We start from the raw sequence: 17,209 nt of genomic DNA on the forward strand, positions 1-17,209 counted from the left end.
TGTCGCACGCGATTGTGAAACCTCTCAACCGCGCGCATGGGCTAGGGTCAGGCGCAATCCAATCCGGAGACCTCCGCATGACCGGCACTCTCGTGACAACAGCCGCCTTTCTGATCGCGACCCTCGGCACAGCTGCCGTTGCGGACGCGATCCCCCCGCGTGATGGCTGGGCGGTACATCCGACACGCAAACCCCATGCCCAGTTGATTGAAGATGTAAAGACAGCTGCCCGCGCCGAAGGTCTCGGCGTGGTCACAGAGGCCGGGCCTACGGCGGCTGCCGCCGCGCGCGGCATCACCATTCCCGGCAACCGGGTCATCGGCGTGTTCAACAATGACTATGCGGTGCAGATCCTCGGCCTCAGCACCGCCGCCATGATCGAAGCACCGCTGCGCATCTACGTGACCGAAAACCCGGATGGTACCGCGACCCTGTCCTACAAGCTGCCATCGTCTGTCTTTGCCCCCTACAGCGACGAGGGTGGCGCCGCGCTTGCGGAACTCGCCACCCGCCTAGACCGGCATTTCGCCAGCATCGCCGCGCAGTCCAGCCGGTAAATTCGCCGCCAAGGCGCGCCGCATCTTGCAGGTCTAGAATACTCAGATGCACGGCAGATGCGCCGATTTCCGCCGTCGGTAATCTCACACTGGCGTGAGAGGGCTTGCGCACGGCGACACGCTCGGCAATCTGGCGTTGTTTCAACAATTTGGACCGCACGCATGACACAGATCCATCGCGCCGCCGACGTTCTGGCGCAGCGTCTTTACCGGGCTGGATGCCGCCACGCCTTCGGCATGCCTGGCGGCGAAGTGCTGACTTTGGTGGATGCCCTGACGCGGGCGGGCATTACCTTTCACCTGGCCAAGCATGAAAACTGCGCAGGCTTCATTGGCGAAGGCGTGTATCACGCAGATGGCGCACCGGTCATCCTTGTCGCAACCCTCGGCCCCGGCGCGCTGAACGGGGTCAATGTCGTGGCCAATGCCCTTCAGGACAGGGTACCGATGCTGGTGCTGACCGGCTGTGTCGATGCCGCAGAGGCACACAGCTACACGCATCAGGTGCTGGACCACCAGGCGGTGCTGGGTCCGATCACCAAGGCCAGCTTCCGGCTCGACGCCGAAGCGGCCGGGCTCATCACCGACAAGGCCGTCGCCATTGCAACCGCGCCGCGTAACGGGCCGGTGCATATTGATGTGCCGATCTCGGTCGCAGATGCGCCGGCTGCGGGCGCCCCCGCCTGCTCCGCGCCTGCGACGCCAACCGTGCCCAGCGGCGCGGCGCTGGCGCAGGCGCGTCACTGGCTGGCAGAAGCAGAACGCCCGTTGGCGGTGATTGGCCTTGATGCGCTACAGGAAGACGCCGGACCTGCCCTGCGCGCGTTTCTCGAGCGTTTCCAGATCCCCTTTGTCACCACCTACAAGGCCAAGGGCCTCCTGCCGGAAGAGCACGCCCTGTGCCTCGGCGGTGCCGGGCTGTCGCCGCTGGCCGACCGCCATCTTCTGCCGCTGGTGCGCGCGGCGGATCTGGTGCTCTGCCTCGGCTATGACCCGATCGAAATGCGGCCGGGCTGGCGCAACGCCTGGACTGTGGAGAGCCAGCGGGTGATCGACATCGCCCCCGAAGCCAACACCCACTACATGCACCAGGCGGGGTTGACCTGTGTCGCAGCCCTCGCGCCGACGCTGGCGGCGCTCAGCGCAGGCGCACAGCCGCGCGACACCTGGGCCTCGGGCCGCCCGGCACAGGCGCGGGCGGCGCTGGCCGACGCCTTCCCACAGACAGATGCTTGGGGGCCAGCGGGCGTCATCGCCGAATGCCGCGCCACCCTGCCGCCCGAGACCCTGGCCACAGCCGACAGCGGCGCGCATCGGATCCTGCTCAGCCAGATGTGGCACTGCGCCGAGCCGCGCGGGCTGATCCAGTCCTCGGGGCTTTGCACGATGGGCTGCGCTGTGCCGATGGCAATCGGACGCAAGCTGGCGCAGCCAGACCGTCCAGTGGTCAGTTTTTCGGGCGACGCCGGTTTTCTGATGGTGGCGGGCGAACTGGCCACCGCCGCCGAGATGCGCCTGGCGCCGATCTTCGTCGTCTTTGCCGACGCCAGTCTCGCCCTGATCGAGCTGAAACAACGCCAGCGGCAACTGCCCAATGGCGGCGTCGATTTTGGCCGCCATGACTTTGCCGCCATCGGCCGCGCTTTTGGCGGCAACGGCGTGTCCGTATCCGACCGCGCCCAGCTGCGCGCCGCGCTCCAAAACGCCCTGAGCGCAGACACATTCACCGTGATTTCGGCAGAGATCGATGCAGGAGGCTACGATGGCCGGATCTGAACAGCTGCCGCATGGCGCATTGCAGGGCGTCAAGGTCCTGGACCTGTCGCGCATTCTTGCCGGCCCAACCTGCACGCAACTTCTTGGCGATCTGGGCGCCACCGTCATCAAAGTGGAAAACCCTGCCACCGGCGGCGATGACACCCGCCAGTGGGGTCCGCCCTATGTGACGGATGCCGAAGGCAGCCAATCCGACCTGTCGGCCTATTTCATGGCCGCGAACCGCAACAAACACTCCATCGCGGTGGATATTTCCAGCGCCAAAGGCCAGCAGACAATTCGCCGCCTCGCAGCACAGGCCGACATCCTGATCGAGAACTTCAAACCCGGCGGCCTTGCACAATACGGGCTGGACTACCCCAGCCTGCGCGATGACCTGCCGGGGCTGATCTACTGTTCGATCTCCGGCTATGGCCAGACCGGGCCGAACAGCCACAAACCCGGTTATGACATCATGGCGCAGGGCTTCGGCGGCATCATGTCCCTGACAGGAGAGCCGGATGGCCAGCCGATGAAGGCCGGTGTCGGGATCGCTGACGTGATGTGCGGCATGTACGCCTGCATCGGCATCCTGTCGGCGCTGCACCACCGCGACAAGACCGGCGAGGGGCAACAGATTGATCTGGCGCTGGTTGACGCCCAGATCGCCTGGCTCATCAATGAAGGCGTCGCCCATCTCAACACCGGCGAGCTCCCCAAGCGGCGCGGCAACGAACATCCCAGCATCGTTCCATATGGCGTTTACCACACCGCCGACGGCCATGTGATCCTGGCGGTGGGCAACGACAGTCAGTTCCGCCGCTTCCTGGCGTTCCTGCAACTCGAAGGCCTGGCCGACGACCCCCGGTTTGCCACGAACCCCGCCAGACTGCAGAACCGCGACGCGTTGAACGCGGTTCTGGTCCCGGCAATCGCACGCCACAGCACCGATGCGATGCTCTTGGCAATGGAGACACGCAAGGTGCCTGCGGGTCCGGTGCAAAACCTGCAGAGCCTGTTCGCGACGGACCAGGTGGCCGCGCGCGACATGGTGATCGGCATGGAGACCACGGCAGGCCCGGTCCGCCTGTTGGGCAACCCACTGAATTTTTCGCGCACGCCAGTCAGCTACCGAAAGGCGCCGCCTGTCTGCGGCGACAGCACCGACAGGATTCTGGACGCCTCCGACCCCTTTGATCTGCCCTGAGCTTGCGGCTCTGCGGCAGGTTTTCGCCAAGTGTTACAGTTTCCGGCAAAACACCGCCAAAACGGCATTACTGCTGTCGTTTCCCGACCTGCGCTCTTGCAAAAAAATCCCTAAAAATCCTACACCTGCGGCAAAACTAACCGTCTGGACCACACGGACAATCACCAAACCGCGAGCGGGGTTCGCCCGAAGCATTCCGATGCTCTACCCTTTTTCAAAACCGGCGCGACCGCAATTGCCATTTGACACAGATTGGACCCCCATGACGCTTGATATCTTTGGCCAGGACAGCAGCCTGACCCACGCCGACGCCCTGAACGACTGGAATGCGGTTCAACTGGGTGTGCTGTCCCACTCTGCCGTCACCGCTGACCACCTGAACGCAGTGCTGACGGCAGCGCCGCAGTTTGCCCTCGCGCATGCGATAAAGGGACTATCGCTGCTGATGCTGGGCCGCCGCGAGCTTCTGCCAGCGGCAGGCAACGCGCTGTGTGACGCCCGGGCCTGTTACGACGGAGCGCTGCCCCGCGAGCGCAAGTACATCGAGGCGCTGGACAGCTGGATGCAAGGCAAACCCAGCCAGGCGATCTGCCGGATGGAAGAGGTTCTGGCCCGCTGGCCGCAGGACACGCTGGCGATGAAGTTGAGCCATGGCATCCGGTTCATCCTCGGCGACGCCAGGGGCATGCGCGCCTCGCTTGAACGCGTGATCCCGACCTATGCGCCGGACCACGCCGGGCGCGGATATCTGCTGGGCTGCCACGCCTTTGCGCTGGAGGAAACCGGCGACTATGAGCGTGCCGCTGTGACCGGGCGTCAGGCGCTGTGGATGGCCCCCGACGACGCCTGGGGGCTGCATGCGGTTGCCCATGTGCACGACATGACAGGCAACGCCCGCGCCGGGTTGGACTGGCTGCATGGCCGCGAGGCGGCCTGGGCTCATTGCAACAACTTTCGCTACCACGTCTGGTGGCACAAGGCGCTGATGCATCTGGACCTCGGCCAGATGGACCAGGCACTCGCGCTTTATGACAGCGAGGTCCGAAAGGACAAGACCGACGACTACCGCGACATTTCCAACGCGACCTCGCTGCTGATGCGGCTGGAACTGGAAGGGCTCGATGTCGCCCCCCGCTGGGAAGAACTGTCGGATCTTTGCGCCAATCGCACAGAGGACGGCAGCCTGATCTTCGCCGATCTGCATTACCTCATGGCGCTGACAGGCCACCGCAAGGAGGCTGCCCACAGGCTGGTACACCGCATCCACGCAGACGGGCGCGCTGCTGCAACCGAGGCGCAGGCCCGCATGGCCGATCCCGGCTGTGCCGCCGCCGATGGGCTGGAAGCCTTTGGCGAAGGCAACTATGCCGCTGCCTTCGCCAATCTCAGCGCCGCCCGTCCGACCCTGCAACTGGCCGGCGGCAGCCATGCCCAGCGCGACGTCTTTGAACGGATCACCATTGACGCCGGTCTGCGCGCAGGCCAGCTGGATGCCGCCGAGGCGATCCTCGACCAGCGCCGCACCTTGCGCGGCGGCGCAGAAGACAATTACGCCCTTGCCCGCCGCAATCTGATTGCCGAGGCACGGAACCCATCCAGAGCAGCAAGCGTTCCTGCGGAATAGACCGCAGCGGCGTGCCGTTGTGCCGTCACCATCAACCCACCAAGGACCAGAAACGACAGATGTCCACCGTTGCGCCCTTTCCCGGGCCCGTCAAAGACCCCGGCGCCGCCAACCGCGTGGTGCCACCGCTGCAAGCGGCCGAAAACAGCCACACCGCATCCCCGCGCCCGCGCGATCCGCGGCTCGATTTTTATCGCGGCATCGCCATGTTCATTATCCTGGTGGCGCATGTCCCCGGCAACCGCTGGGCGGGATGGATCCCGGCCCGCTTTGGCTTTTCCGATGCGACGGAGATCTTCGTATTCTGCTCCGGCATGGCCTCGGCCATTGCTTTTGGCGGTTCTTACGCGCGTCAGGGCTGGTGGCTGGGCACGGCGCGAGTCGCGTTCCGGTGCTGGCAAGTGTTCTGGGCGCACATTGGGCTGTTTTTCTTTCTCACCATGTCGATGGCCGCGCTGGATCTTTATGGCGGCTTTGACAAAAGCTACGTGAACTCGTTGAACCTTGGGCATTTCTTCAACGATCCGATGCAGCAGATCGTCGGCGTTTTCAGCCTGACCTATGTGCCCAACTATTTCGACATTCTGCCGATGTACCTGGTGGTTCTTATGCTGCTGCCGCTGATGATGGCGCTGCACGGCCTTGGACTGTGGGCGGTGGTGCTGGCCAGCTCTCTGATCTGGCTGACCGCCAATCCATATATGATCGGCCTTGGTCCCAATGGTGTTTCGCTGCCTGCCGAACCCTGGTCCGCGCGCGAATGGTTCTTCAACCCCTTCGGCTGGCAGTTGCTGTTCTTCACGGGCTTTGCCTTCATGAAAGGCTGGTTGCCGCGTCCGCCTGTGTCGCGCGTCTTGATCGCTTTGGCGTTGGCGTTTGTGATCCTGTCCGCCCCCTATGGCAGCTACAAAGTCTTTACGTGGGTCAAATCCGCGAGCCCCGGTCTGGCAGATCTGATTGTACCTGGCCGTGAAGCGATTGCCGAGTGGCGCGAGAAGACCGACTTCGGCCTTCTGCGTTATGGTCATTTTCTGGCGCTGGCCTATTTGGGCTGGGTCGCGGCGGGAACCGGCGGCAAGCGCCTGATCGCGTCGGGGCAATCTATGGCGTCGCGTGTCTGGGCCGTGCTGCTGCGCCTCATCACCAAGGTTGGACAGCAGTCGCTGGCGGTCTTTGTGTTCTCCATGGCGCTGGCGCGGTTCATCGGCTTTGCGCTGGACCAGACCGACCGCGCCATCCTGACCACCGCCGCCGCAAACCTGGCCGGGTTTGCGCTGATAATCGGCTGCGCTTATGGCGCTGCCTGGTTCAAGTCCCAGCCCTGGAGGGCCCGCAGATGAGTCCGCTGTCTCGCCGCTCCTTCCTGGCTGCCGCACTTGGCAGCACCATGCTGGCGGCCCTGCCCGCCCGCGGCAGTCCCGCCCGCCCCTTCAGCCATGCGACCGTGGTTGAAAAGGCCCGCGCGCTGGCGCAGCAGGACTATGCCGAACGCCCCGCCGTGCCGCAGGACTGGTTGGCGCAATCCTACGACGACTACAAGGCACGCTGGTTTCGCACCGCAGACGCGCTTTGGGCCGACACCCGGCGCAGCTACAACGTCGACTTCTTCCTGCCGGGCCTCTATTACCCGCGCGCGGTGCAGATCAACACCGTGACCGGCGGGATGACGGAACGGGTGCCCTTTGACCTTGCCCTCTTCGACCAGAGCGATACGGCGCCCGCTCTGACAACCGAGGGGCACCTCGGCTATTCCGGTCTGCGCCTGCGCACCCATCTCGACACCCCGGACCAGAAGACCGAGTTCTGTGTCTTCCAAGGCGCCAGCTATTTTCGCGCCATCGGCGCCGGGAACACCTACGGGCTGTCGGCGCGCGGGCTGGCGTTGAAAACCGCCGACCCCGAGGGCGAGGAGTTCCCCGAGTTCATCGAATTCTGGCTCGAAGCCCCAGCCCCCGGCCAGCGCCACATGGTGGTGCATGCGCTGATGGATTCGCCCTCCGTCTCTGGCGCCTATCGGTTCCACATCACCCCCGGCACCCACGCGGTGATGGAGGTGGAAGCCACCCTGTTTCCCCGCTCAGAGCTGAGCCACACCGGTCTCGCGCCACTGACCTCCATGTTCCTGTTCGACGCCACCAACCGCAACCGCTTTGACGATTTCCGCCCCGCGGTTCACGACAGTGACGGGCTGTTGATGGTCAATGGCAATGGCGAGACCCTTTGGCGGCCGCTGGCCAACCCTTCCCGGCTGCAGGTGTCGTCTTTCGTCGACGACAATCCCTGTGGTTTTGGCCTGATGCAGCGGGCGCGCAAACTGTCGGATTTCAACGATCTCGAAGCCTTTTATCACCAGCGCCCGTGTCTGTGGGTCGAACCCATCGGCGATTGGGGCGAGGGAGCCGTCACCTTGGTCGAGATCCCCGCGGATAAGGAGATCTACGACAATATCGTGGCCTACTGGCGCCCGCGCGATCCCTATGCTGCTGGTTCGGAGGTTCACCTCAGCTACCGGCTCAGCTGGGGGGGGGAACCTGCACTGGCTCTGCCCCGTGTAATTGACACCGCAAGCGGCGCCCGGATCTTCGGCGGACCCGGGCGCATCGTCACGCTCGAATTCGCGGCGCACCCGCTGTTTGACGATGGTCCCGACAGGCTGGAGATGCACATCCACTCTCCCCACGTGGAAACCAGCGAGGGCGTTTTGCAGCGCAATCCTGAAACCGGCGGGTTGCGGCTGGCGTTCCACTTTGATCCCGGCGAACGCGACCATGTCGAGCTGCGTGCGCAGCTTCGCAAGGATAGCGCCCCCGCATCCGAGGTCTGGCTCTACAGGTGGACGGCATGACCCGGCATCACGCCCCGCGCAGCTCCATGACACAGGAAATCGCGCAAGGCATCGCACGAGAGGACGGCGGTGATTTGATGCCGCCCGAGCAACCGCTGGCAATGCCTGCCCAGGATTTCACCCGTGACTTTCACGACACCGCCGCCCCACGGCAGTCACCGCCGCGACAGGTGGCGCTCTGGCGCCTTCTGGCCTTCTCTCCCGCCATGCTGGCCACAGGCACGCTGTGCTGGGTCATGCAGGGCTGGTTTGCCGCCGACGGCGTCATGGTGTTGGAAATGGTGCTGCTGGCGCTGATCGGTTTCAACTTCTTCTGGATCGCCTTCACCGTTTCTACCGTTCTGCTGGGCCTATACGGTCTGTCGCGTCGCCCGCGCACCCGTATCGACGGCCCCGCGCAACCAATGAAGGTGGCCCTGCTGATCCCCATCTACAACGAGGTGCCCTGGTACGTGCTGGGCAACGCCCACACCATGCTACAAGAGCTGCACGCCCGCGGTGGTCAGCATGAGTACGAGATGTACATCCTGTCGGACACCCGGGATGAGGCGATCGCCGACCAGGAACGTGCCAGCGTCGAGGCGCTGCGCAGCATGCTGCCACCGCAGAGTCGCCTGTATTACCGCCGCCGTGCGGACAACGCGGGGCGCAAGGTTGGCAACATCGCCGACTGGCTGCGCCGCTGGGGGGCGGGATATGAGGCGATGCTGGTGCTGGACGCCGACAGCCTGATGACCGGCCGCGCCATAGCCCGGCTGACCGACGCGCTCTCGCGCGATCCCGGCGCCGGGTTGATCCAGAGCTACCCGCAGCTGATTGGCGCGCAATCGGTGTTTGGACGCATGCAGCAGTTCGCCAACGGCGTCTACGGACTGGCGCTGGCCGAGGGTCTCGCGCGCTGGGCCGGCCATGAGGGCAACTATTGGGGGCATAACGCCATAATCCGCACCCGCGCCTTTGCCGCCTGCGCTGGTCTGCCGCTGCTGCGCTCACCTTTTGGCGGCGGCAAGAAGTTGATCATGAGCCATGATTTTGTCGAGGCGGGCCTGTTGCGCCGGGCGGGCTGGTCGGTGCGCTTCCTGCCCCGCATCCGCGGTTCATATGAGGAAACGCCCGCCACATTGGTCGACCACATCCTCCGGGACCGGCGCTGGTGCCAGGGAAACCTGCAACACCTGAACCTGCTGGGCGCGCGCGGGTTTCGCGCGATCTCACGGTTTCACCTATTCCATGGAGCCATCGGCTATCTGATGGCACCAGTGTGGTTTGCTCTGCTGGTGCTATGGGCCATTATTGGCCGCAGCGAAGAAGCGTCAGTGATCCGCTACTTCAGCGAGGCCAACCCGTTCCGCCCCAGCTGGCCGGATATGTCGCAACCCAACCATGTGCTGGTGATCATTCTGATCTACGCCATGCTGCTGGCGCCCAAACTGCTGGCGGCGGTGGCACTGCCGCTGACCGGCAGCCGGTTCTCCGAATACGGTGGCGCGCGGCATTTTGCGCTGTCCTTTTTGTCCGAGGTCATTCTGGCGATCCTCTATGCGCCGATCCTGATGGTCCAACAGATGATCGCGGTGTTCCGCACCGCGTTCGGCTTGCAGCGCGGCTGGGACCCACAGGCCCGCGCAGGCGGCAGCTACGGTCTCAGGACGCTGCTTGCCTGCCACGCGCTTGAAACCCTCAGCGGCGCCGCGCTGTGGGCCGGGATCCTGTCTGGAGCGGTCTCTTGGTGGCTGGCTCCCATCGCCTTTTCATTGGTTCTGGCAGTGCCGCTGTCGGCATTGTCCGGCCTGCGGACGGCAAACCGCATCCGCCACTGGATGGCCACCCGCGAGGACTTTCGCGAACCCCGGATCACCCGTACCGCCCGCGCCGCACGCGCCGAACTGAAGGCTCTGCTAGACGGCGGCCCCCGGCACCAGACCCCCGCAGAGTGACCGCCACCGCGCCCCGTCTCTCGGAAGGAACGCAACCGCAGCGCGCCCGTCAGGGGGCGCTGCAACGCCCAAGGCTATGGCGGCACTCTTCGAATTCCGTCCTCAGACGCGAGAGCACGCCCGGTTACCGCGTATCTGCGGTGCCTTCGAACCAGTCTATCATCCAGTCAGCCCAGTCCGATGGCACCTGGTGCCCCCCATCGAACAGCAGCAAGTCTATGTCGTGCAGCCCGCCGCAGTGCCAGCGGCGACGCAAATGCCCCTCGTGGCTCCAACTGCGCTGCGGCGCATGCCACGCACAGCCATTGACCTCGCGCCACAGCGCCAGCGCCGCAAAGACGTCCCCCTGCTGCCAGCGCCCACCCCCCAGGGGCCGCCCTTCCAGCGGCACCACGGCGTCGCGCCACCCATGAACATGAAAGAGGCGCACCGGCCCGGCGCAGCTGTCGGGCTGTGGCTGCCAGAACGCCCCCGCGACCGGTGCATAGGCCGCAAAACCTTGCGGCGCGGCGCAGGCCAGATAATGCACCATGAATGCTCCCGCCGAAAACCCCGCGAGCACCGTGCGCGTTGACGAGACGCCGAACCGCGCAACGGCATCCGCGAGCACCTGATCCAAAAACGCCACCTCGTCGCGGCCGCCAGAGAACGGCCCGAAGCTCCAGGAGCGTGGGCCCTCACCGTCGCGCCGCAGCCCCTGCGGTGCGATCACCGCATATCCGCGCCGTGTCAGTGCGCGGCCCAGAGCCTGGTTGTTCAGTACCTGCCCGGCACTGCCCCCATACCCGTGCAGAAAGACCACCACTGGGACCGGCTCCGTTTCCTGCGAGGCGGCTGCCGCCTCCTTCTGCTGCGGCATGGCGATCACGTATTGTCCCAGGGGCACCGCGCAACCCTCATCAATCTCCCCGCAGCTTGCAAAGGCCGCGGTCGCGGACGCGGCCATCAGCGCCAGACCACCCAGCGCCGCACACGCCGCCCGGATCGCCCGCCCCCGGCTATTCACCCTTGCCACCGTGCCACCGGCAGGTTGCTGGCGATCCAGCCACTTCCGTAGGCGGAGCCCAACATGCCTTCCGCGACATCGGCCACATTGACGAATCCCGCATCTGCCAGGGCCCGCGTCAGTCGCGCCGACCGCACCCCGCGGGCACAGATCAACGCCACCGGCGCGCCTCTGTCACCTGCCAGGGCCACCAGCAGCGCATCCGCGAAATCGGGGCGCCGCATATCAATCGCATGGCTGCCAACCGGCACGCCCGTGGCCCGCCACTCCTGCGGCGTGCGTATGTCCACCAGGACCAGATCCCCCGCACGCACAGCGGCAAATGCCTGCGCCGCGCTCAGTCGTGGCTGGTCATGCGGCGGCGGGCGGCGGCGATGCCACCACAGGCCCGTGCCGACAATTGCCGCACTGCCGCCCAGCAGCAACCACCGCCGCGACAACCCTTGCCCTTGCCAATGCGCACCTTCCATCACGACCTCCGCTGCCGGATCCGGCGGTCGCCTCACGGACCACCCGCAACACGCCCGGATCGAGACATAGCATCCGCCGCCCCCTCAATCACCAGAAACGGTGATTCTCCGCCGGTCAAGTTCTTGTTATTGCGCCAACGCTGCCCAATTATGCCGGTGACAAGCGTCCCGCTTGCGCCCCTGCCTGCGGCATTCCAACCGCAGCATGGGCAGCAAGGCTGGTTCTGAGCGCGAAAATCGCTTAGCACTGAGCAAAAACAAGACGCGCGAAAACCGACAGGAGACCTGCACGTGTCCCTTTTCCTGATTGCGGCCCTGCCCTTTCTCGGAGCCGTTTTTCCGGCGCTATTGATCCGCGCCGGACGCAATGCCGCGGCCTCTGCCGCCGGATTCACCACGTTATTGGCCTTTGTCGGCCTGATGCTTCACATCCCGGCCGTGTTCCGCGGCGAGACCGTGCAGGCCAGCGTCGACTGGCTGCCTGCTCTGGGGCTCAATGCGAATTTCTTCCTCGACGGGTTGGGCTTCCTGTTTGCAGCGATGATCCTCGGGATCGGCCTGCTGATCATCCTCTACGCCCGTTTTTACCTCTCGCGCGAAGACCCTATGGGCCAGTTCTACTGCTATCTACTGCTGTTCCAGGGCGCGATGGTGGGCATCGTTCTGTCTGATAACATTCTGCTTCTGCTCGTCTTCTGGGAGTTGACCTCGCTAAGCTCCTTCCTGCTGATCGGATATTGGAAACACCTGCCCGAGGGCCGCCAGGGCGCGCGGATGGCGCTGGCCGTCACCGGGTCCGGCGGGCTGGCGATGATTGCAGGCATGTTGATACTGGGCCATATCGTCGGCTCCTATGACCTGAGCGTGATCCTGCAAAACAAGGACGCCATCCAAGCCTCGCCGCTGTACCTGCCCGCCCTGATCCTGATCCTGCTGGGGTGTTTCACCAAATCGGCGCAGTTTCCGTTCCATTTCTGGCTACCGCACGCGATGGCCGCTCCGACGCCGGTGTCGGCCTATCTGCATTCCGCCACCATGGTGAAGGCCGGTTTGTTCCTGATGGCGCGCCTCTGGCCCGTCCTCGCTGGCACGCCGGAGTGGTTCTATATTGTTGCCACCACCGGCCTTGTCACCATGCTGCTGGGCGCGGTGATTGCGTTGTTCAAGGATGATCTCAAGGCGCTTCTCGCGTTCTCCACCGTCAGCCACCTGGGTCTTATCACGATGCTTCTGGGCTTTGGCACCAAGCTGGCGGCCGTGATCGCGGTGTTCCACATCATCAACCACGCCACATTCAAGGCGGCCCTTTTCATGACCGCAGGCATCGTGGATCACGAGGCCGGAACCCGCGACATAAAGCGTCTCGGGGGCCTGCGCCATCTGATGCCGGTCACATTCGCTATTGGCACCGTCGCGGCGCTGTCGATGGCTGGCATTCCGCCGCTCAACGGTTTCCTGTCCAAGGAAATGATGCTGGAGGAAGCCGCCCACACTGCCTGGTATGGCTCCCCCTTGCTGGTGCCCGTGCTGGTCACCGTGGCGGCGTTGTTCTCAGCGGCCTATTCTTTCCGGTTCATTGCCCATGTCTTCCTCGGAGCCAAGCGCAAGGATTATCCCGGCCATCCGCATGACCCCACCACCGGCATGTGGATCGGCCCCGCCTTCCTGGTGCTGCTGGTGGTGCTGATCGGTCTTGCCTCGGCCAAGATCGCGGGGCCGCTGGTGGCCACCGCCGCTGGCGCTGTCACCGGCGGTGGCGCCTTGCCCTATTATTCGCTGAAGCTGTGGCACGGGCTTACGCCTGCCCTGTACATGTCGATTGTGGCCATCCTTGGAGGTCTAGCACTGCTGGCGCTACATGCTCCGCTGACACGGGTTTGGAACCGTCTGCCGCGCCCCGAGGCCAAACAGATCTTCGAAGCGCTGCTTGATGCGCTGACCAAACTGGCCCGGATGCTGACCGACGGTCTGCACAATGGCGCGCTGACACGCTATGCGGCGATCATGGTGACCTTTACTGTCATCATCGGCTACGTCGCGTATCTGGGCGGCACCCTCGGGGCAGCAACCCGCGAGATGCAGACCGCCGGAATTCTTCCGGTGGTCGGCTGGTTCGCACTGGTTGCCTCCACCCTGTTCATCGTCGCCAAACACCGCAACCGACTGGTGGCGCTGGTTTTGATCGGGGTGATCGGCCTCGTGGTCTCGATGGCGTTCAACTATCTTTCGGCGCCCGACCTGGCGCTGACGCAGATTTCGGTCGAGGTGGTGACGATCATCCTGTTGCTGCTGGCGCTGAATTTCATGCCCAAGGAAACGCCCGTTGAGACGCCATTGCTGACCCGGCTGCGCGATGGCGCGATTTCCGTGGTGGCAGGCCTTGGCGCGGGCGGGCTGATCTACGCGCTGATGATGCGGGATTTCGCCTTCCCGACGATTTCGGATTTCCACCTCGCCAACTCCTACAAGGGCGGTGGCGGCACCAATGTGGTGAACGTGATCCTGGTGGATTTCCGCGGCTATGACACCTTTGGCGAGATTATCGTGCTGGGCATCGCTGCCATGGTCATCTTTGCGCTGACAGAGGCTGTTTTGGCCACCCGTGTGCGTGCCTATCTGCTGAACCGCAAACCCGATCTGCCGCAGGCGGGCGATGCGCATCCGCTGATGATGGTGGTCGCGACGCGGGTGATGATGCCGCTGGCGCTGATGGTTGCCGCCTATATCTTCTTTCGAGGCCACAACCTGCCGGGCGGCGGCTTTATCGCGGGCCTGGTGGCGGCGATCGCCATCATCATGCAGTACATGGCCTCGGGCTTTGGCTGGGCGACGGAACGCCAACGGTTTCATTACCATGCCATCATCGGCTCCGGTGTGTTGATCGCCGCCGCCACCGGCATGGGCGCCTGGTTCAATGGCATGCCGTTCCTGACCAGCGCCTTTGGCTATCTGCACTGGGCACCGCTGGAGGAATTCGAGTGGGCCACCGCGGCGCTGTTCGATCTGGGCGTGTTCCTGGCGGTGGTGGGCGCAGTGCTGCTGGCCCTGGAAAGCCTGTCGCGCTTTGCCTGGCAGCCGGGCATCAGCTCCGAACACGCAATGGACATCAACCCGGCGCGCGACGAAGCGGCCAAGACCGGGACGGAGGCATAACATGGAACTTCTCGTCGCCTCGGCCGTGGGCATCCTGACCGCGGCCGGTATCTACCTGATCCTGCGTCGTCGCAGTTTCCCGGTGATCCTGGGACTGTCGCTGCTGACCTATGCGGTCAACGTGTTCCTGTTTGCCTCCGGTCGGTTGCTGTCTGGCGCGCCGCCGATCCTTAACAAATACGCCGAGGTCATCTACACTGATCCGCTGCCGCAGGCACTGGTGCTGACGGCCATCGTGATCTCCTTCGGCATGACGGCGGTGGTGGTGATGATCGCGCTTGGCGCCTATCTGTCGTCGCGCGATGACCGCACGGCGCTGAACGCGGAACCCGAAGGCGCCGGAGAGGACACATGATCGACCATATGCTGATCGCTCCGGTGGTGCTGCCGGCCCTCGTTGCGCCCTTTATCATCATGGCATTGCGCCACCATCTGGACCTGCAACGGATCTTCTCCGTTGCCAGCACGGTGCTGCTGGCCGCGATCTCGCTGACGCTGGCGGCCCAGGCCATGGATGGCAGCGTGCAGGTCTATGAGTTGGGCAACTGGCCCGCACCGTTCGGCATCGTGCTGGTGCTGGACCGGCTGTCCGCGATGATGATCGTGCTGACCGCGCTGCTGGCGCTGCCGGTGTTGCTCTATGCCATTGGCTCTGGCTGGGACCAGCGTGGCAGCAACTTTCACGCGCTGTTCCAGTTCCAGCTGATGGGCATCATGGGGGCCTTCCTGACCGGCGACGCATTCAACCTGTTTGTGTTCTTCGAGGTGCTGCTGATCGCGTCTTACGGGCTGATGATTCATTCCGGCGGCACCCGCAGGCTCCAGGCAGGCGTGCAGTATGTGGTGTTTAACCTCCTTGGCTCCACCCTGTTCCTGTTTGCGCTTGGCACGCTCTATTCCGTCACCGGTACGCTGAACATGGCAGATCTGGCCGTCAAGGTGGCGCAGATTCCAGCCGAAGACACGGCGCTGCTGCGGGTTGCCGCGGTGCTGTTGTTGCTGGTCTTTGCCATCAAAGCCGCGCTGCTGCCGCTGCATTTCTGGCTGCCTTCGGCCTATGCCAATGCGCCGATGCCGGTTGCGGCGCTGTTCGCCATCATGACCAAGGTCGGCGCCTATTCGATCCTGCGCATCTATACGCTGGTGTTCGGACCAGAGGTTGCCGCCACCGACGGGTTGACCCAGGGCTGGCTGCTGCCTGCTGCACTGTTGACGCTGCTCGCAGGGTCCATCGGTGTGCTCGGCTCGCGCAAGCTGGGGCGGCTGGCAGCCTTTGGCGCCATCTCTTCCATGGGCACGCTGTTGATCGCAATTTCGCTGTTCACCCCCGCAGCTACGGCTGCCGCGCTGTACTATCTTGTACACTCCACCCTGGCGGCGGCGCTGTTGTTCCTGGTCGCGGATCTGGTGATCGAACGCCAGGGCCGCTGGATCCTGCCGCAGCTACCGATGCCGCAGACCGGTCTCATTGCGGCGCTGTTCTTTGCCGCGGCCATCGCGCTGGCGGGCATGCCGCCGCTGTCGGGCTTTCTGGGCAAGCTGCTGGTTCTGGACGCCACCCGCGATGATGCGCTGGCCACCTGGATCTGGGCGGTCATCCTGATCGGTTCGCTGATCACCATTCTTGGTATGGCCCGCGCGGGCTCGCATCTGTTCTGGAAAGGCCACGGCCTGCCGCAGGAAACCGCGGATGAGCCGGGCGAGGTGGCCGTGCTGGTGGCTCCGGTGGCCCGGCTGCCCTTCGTCGCCTGCTTCGGGCTGCTGTTTGCCCTGGTGGCGCTGACCATATTTGCCGGCCCTGCCACCCGCTACGCCGAGGCCACCGCCGCGCAGCTGTTCACACCCACTGCATATATTGAAACCGTCCTTGGCAAGGAGGCCGAATGACCCTTCTGCGACGCCTGTTTCCGCACCCGCTGCTGACACTTCTGCTGACCGTGACCTGGCTGCTGCTGGTCAACGGCTGGTCGCTGAACTCCCTGCTGTTCGGCCTGGCACTCGGCATCCTCATTCCGTTTGTCACGCAGCCCTATTGGCCAAACCGGCCGCGTCTCAGGCGCCCGCTCAAGATCGTGGAATACGTGCTGGTGGTGCTGGCGGACATCGTGCAGGCCAACATCATCGTTGCGCGCATCGTGCTGTTCAAACCCAATGCCGAACGGCGCCCCAACTGGATCACCATACCGCTGGATCTGAAGACGCCCGAAGCCATCACCGCCCTGGCTGGCACGATCACGATGACACCGGGCACCTTGTCAGCAGATGTCTCCGACGGAGGCCACACTTTGCTGGTTCATTGCCTCGACGCCCCCAACCCCGACGCGGTCCGCGACGAGATCAAAGAGCGTTATGAACGTCGGCTGATGGAGATTTTCGAATGATCGGCATTGCCACCTACTTCGCTTTTGGCTGTTTTGCGCTGGCCATGCTGATGAACCTCTGGAAGGTCGCCACGGCCCCCGATGTGGCCGATCGCATTCTGGCGCTGGACACGATGTTCATCAACGCGATCGCACTGATGGTGCTTTATGGTCTGGCACTGGGCAGCGCGATCTTCTTCGAGGCTGCCATGATCATCGCCATGCTGGGGTTTGTCTCAACCGTGGCTTATGCGCGCTTTATCCTGCGCGGCAACATCATCGAATGAGGGACCGA

14 protein-coding genes are annotated in these 17,209 nt (G+C 64.3%); 12 read left to right on the plus strand and 2 right to left on the minus strand.

Features of this window, described 5'->3' with window-relative positions:
* Positions 1-77: 77 nt before the first annotated feature.
* From AC0IPL_RS03580 to mdoH, 7 genes are all read left to right on the plus strand, one after another.
* Positions 78-557 carry a DUF302 domain-containing protein gene (locus AC0IPL_RS03580; protein WP_474272251.1) on the plus strand — a complete coding sequence of 160 codons (480 nt, stop codon included), beginning with the start codon at positions 78-80 and terminating at the stop codon, positions 555-557.
* 162 nt (positions 558-719) lie between these two features.
* Positions 720-2,333 (plus strand): thiamine pyrophosphate-binding protein, encoded by a 1,614-nt coding sequence (locus AC0IPL_RS03585; RefSeq protein WP_474272252.1) that lies wholly within the window; start codon positions 720-722, stop codon positions 2,331-2,333.
* Positions 2,320-3,519 carry a CaiB/BaiF CoA transferase family protein gene (locus tag AC0IPL_RS03590; protein ID WP_474272253.1) on the plus strand — a complete coding sequence of 400 codons (1,200 nt, stop codon included), beginning with the start codon at positions 2,320-2,322 and terminating at the stop codon, positions 3,517-3,519. Before AC0IPL_RS03585 ends, AC0IPL_RS03590 begins: the two co-directional genes overlap by 14 nt.
* Positions 3,520-3,781: 262 nt before the next feature.
* The gene (locus tag AC0IPL_RS03595; protein ID WP_474272255.1) at positions 3,782-5,143 is read left to right on the plus strand and encodes a tetratricopeptide repeat protein; all 1,362 of its coding nucleotides are present in this window, start codon (positions 3,782-3,784) and stop codon (positions 5,141-5,143) included.
* 59 nt (positions 5,144-5,202) lie between these two features.
* Positions 5,203-6,483, plus strand: coding sequence for an OpgC family protein (locus AC0IPL_RS03600; RefSeq protein WP_474272256.1), 1,281 nt, complete (start codon positions 5,203-5,205; stop codon positions 6,481-6,483).
* Positions 6,480-7,988, plus strand: coding sequence for an OpgD/OpgG family glucan biosynthesis protein (locus tag AC0IPL_RS03605; RefSeq protein WP_474272257.1), 1,509 nt, complete (start codon positions 6,480-6,482; stop codon positions 7,986-7,988). The genes AC0IPL_RS03600 and AC0IPL_RS03605 overlap by 4 nt, the downstream gene beginning before the upstream one ends.
* Positions 7,989-8,014: 26 nt before the next feature.
* Entirely contained in the window at positions 8,015-9,925 is a 1,911-nt protein-coding gene (gene mdoH, locus AC0IPL_RS03610) for a glucans biosynthesis glucosyltransferase MdoH (protein WP_474272582.1), read from the plus strand.
* A 124-nt stretch (positions 9,926-10,049) separates the two neighbouring features.
* Here mdoH and AC0IPL_RS03615 read toward each other — a convergent pair whose 3' ends face one another.
* Both AC0IPL_RS03615 and AC0IPL_RS03620 read right to left on the minus strand, forming a co-directional pair.
* Complete coding sequence (locus AC0IPL_RS03615) at positions 10,050-10,871, minus strand: CE1 family esterase (RefSeq protein WP_474272583.1); 822 nt, start codon at positions 10,869-10,871, stop codon at positions 10,050-10,052.
* A gap of 56 nt (positions 10,872-10,927) precedes the next feature.
* A complete protein-coding gene (locus AC0IPL_RS03620) occupies positions 10,928-11,401 on the minus strand; it encodes a rhodanese-like domain-containing protein (RefSeq protein ID WP_474272258.1) in 474 nt (157 codons plus the stop codon).
* Between the two features lie 291 nt (positions 11,402-11,692).
* Between AC0IPL_RS03620 and AC0IPL_RS03625 the strand changes: the two genes are divergently transcribed.
* From AC0IPL_RS03625 to AC0IPL_RS03645, 5 genes are read left to right on the plus strand one after another with little or no spacing between them, the layout of a single operon-like run.
* Positions 11,693-14,554 carry a monovalent cation/H+ antiporter subunit A gene (locus AC0IPL_RS03625; protein WP_474272260.1) on the plus strand — a complete coding sequence of 954 codons (2,862 nt, stop codon included), beginning with the start codon at positions 11,693-11,695 and terminating at the stop codon, positions 14,552-14,554.
* 1 nt (position 14,555) lies between these two features.
* Positions 14,556-14,909: a Na+/H+ antiporter subunit C gene (locus AC0IPL_RS03630; protein WP_474272262.1), complete on the plus strand. Its 354-nt coding sequence runs from the start codon at positions 14,556-14,558 to the stop codon at positions 14,907-14,909.
* Positions 14,909-16,441 (plus strand): monovalent cation/H+ antiporter subunit D, encoded by a 1,533-nt coding sequence (locus AC0IPL_RS03635; protein WP_474272584.1) that lies wholly within the window; start codon positions 14,909-14,911, stop codon positions 16,439-16,441. The genes AC0IPL_RS03630 and AC0IPL_RS03635 overlap by 1 nt, the downstream gene beginning before the upstream one ends.
* Positions 16,438-16,935, plus strand: coding sequence for a Na+/H+ antiporter subunit E (locus tag AC0IPL_RS03640; protein ID WP_474272263.1), 498 nt, complete (start codon positions 16,438-16,440; stop codon positions 16,933-16,935). Before AC0IPL_RS03635 ends, AC0IPL_RS03640 begins: the two co-directional genes overlap by 4 nt.
* Complete coding sequence (locus AC0IPL_RS03645; protein ID WP_474272264.1) at positions 16,932-17,201, plus strand: K+/H+ antiporter subunit F; 270 nt, start codon at positions 16,932-16,934, stop codon at positions 17,199-17,201. The genes AC0IPL_RS03640 and AC0IPL_RS03645 overlap by 4 nt, the downstream gene beginning before the upstream one ends.
* Positions 17,202-17,209: the final 8 nt, after the last annotated feature.

The organism is Leisingera sp. SA32, assembly GCF_056033425.1.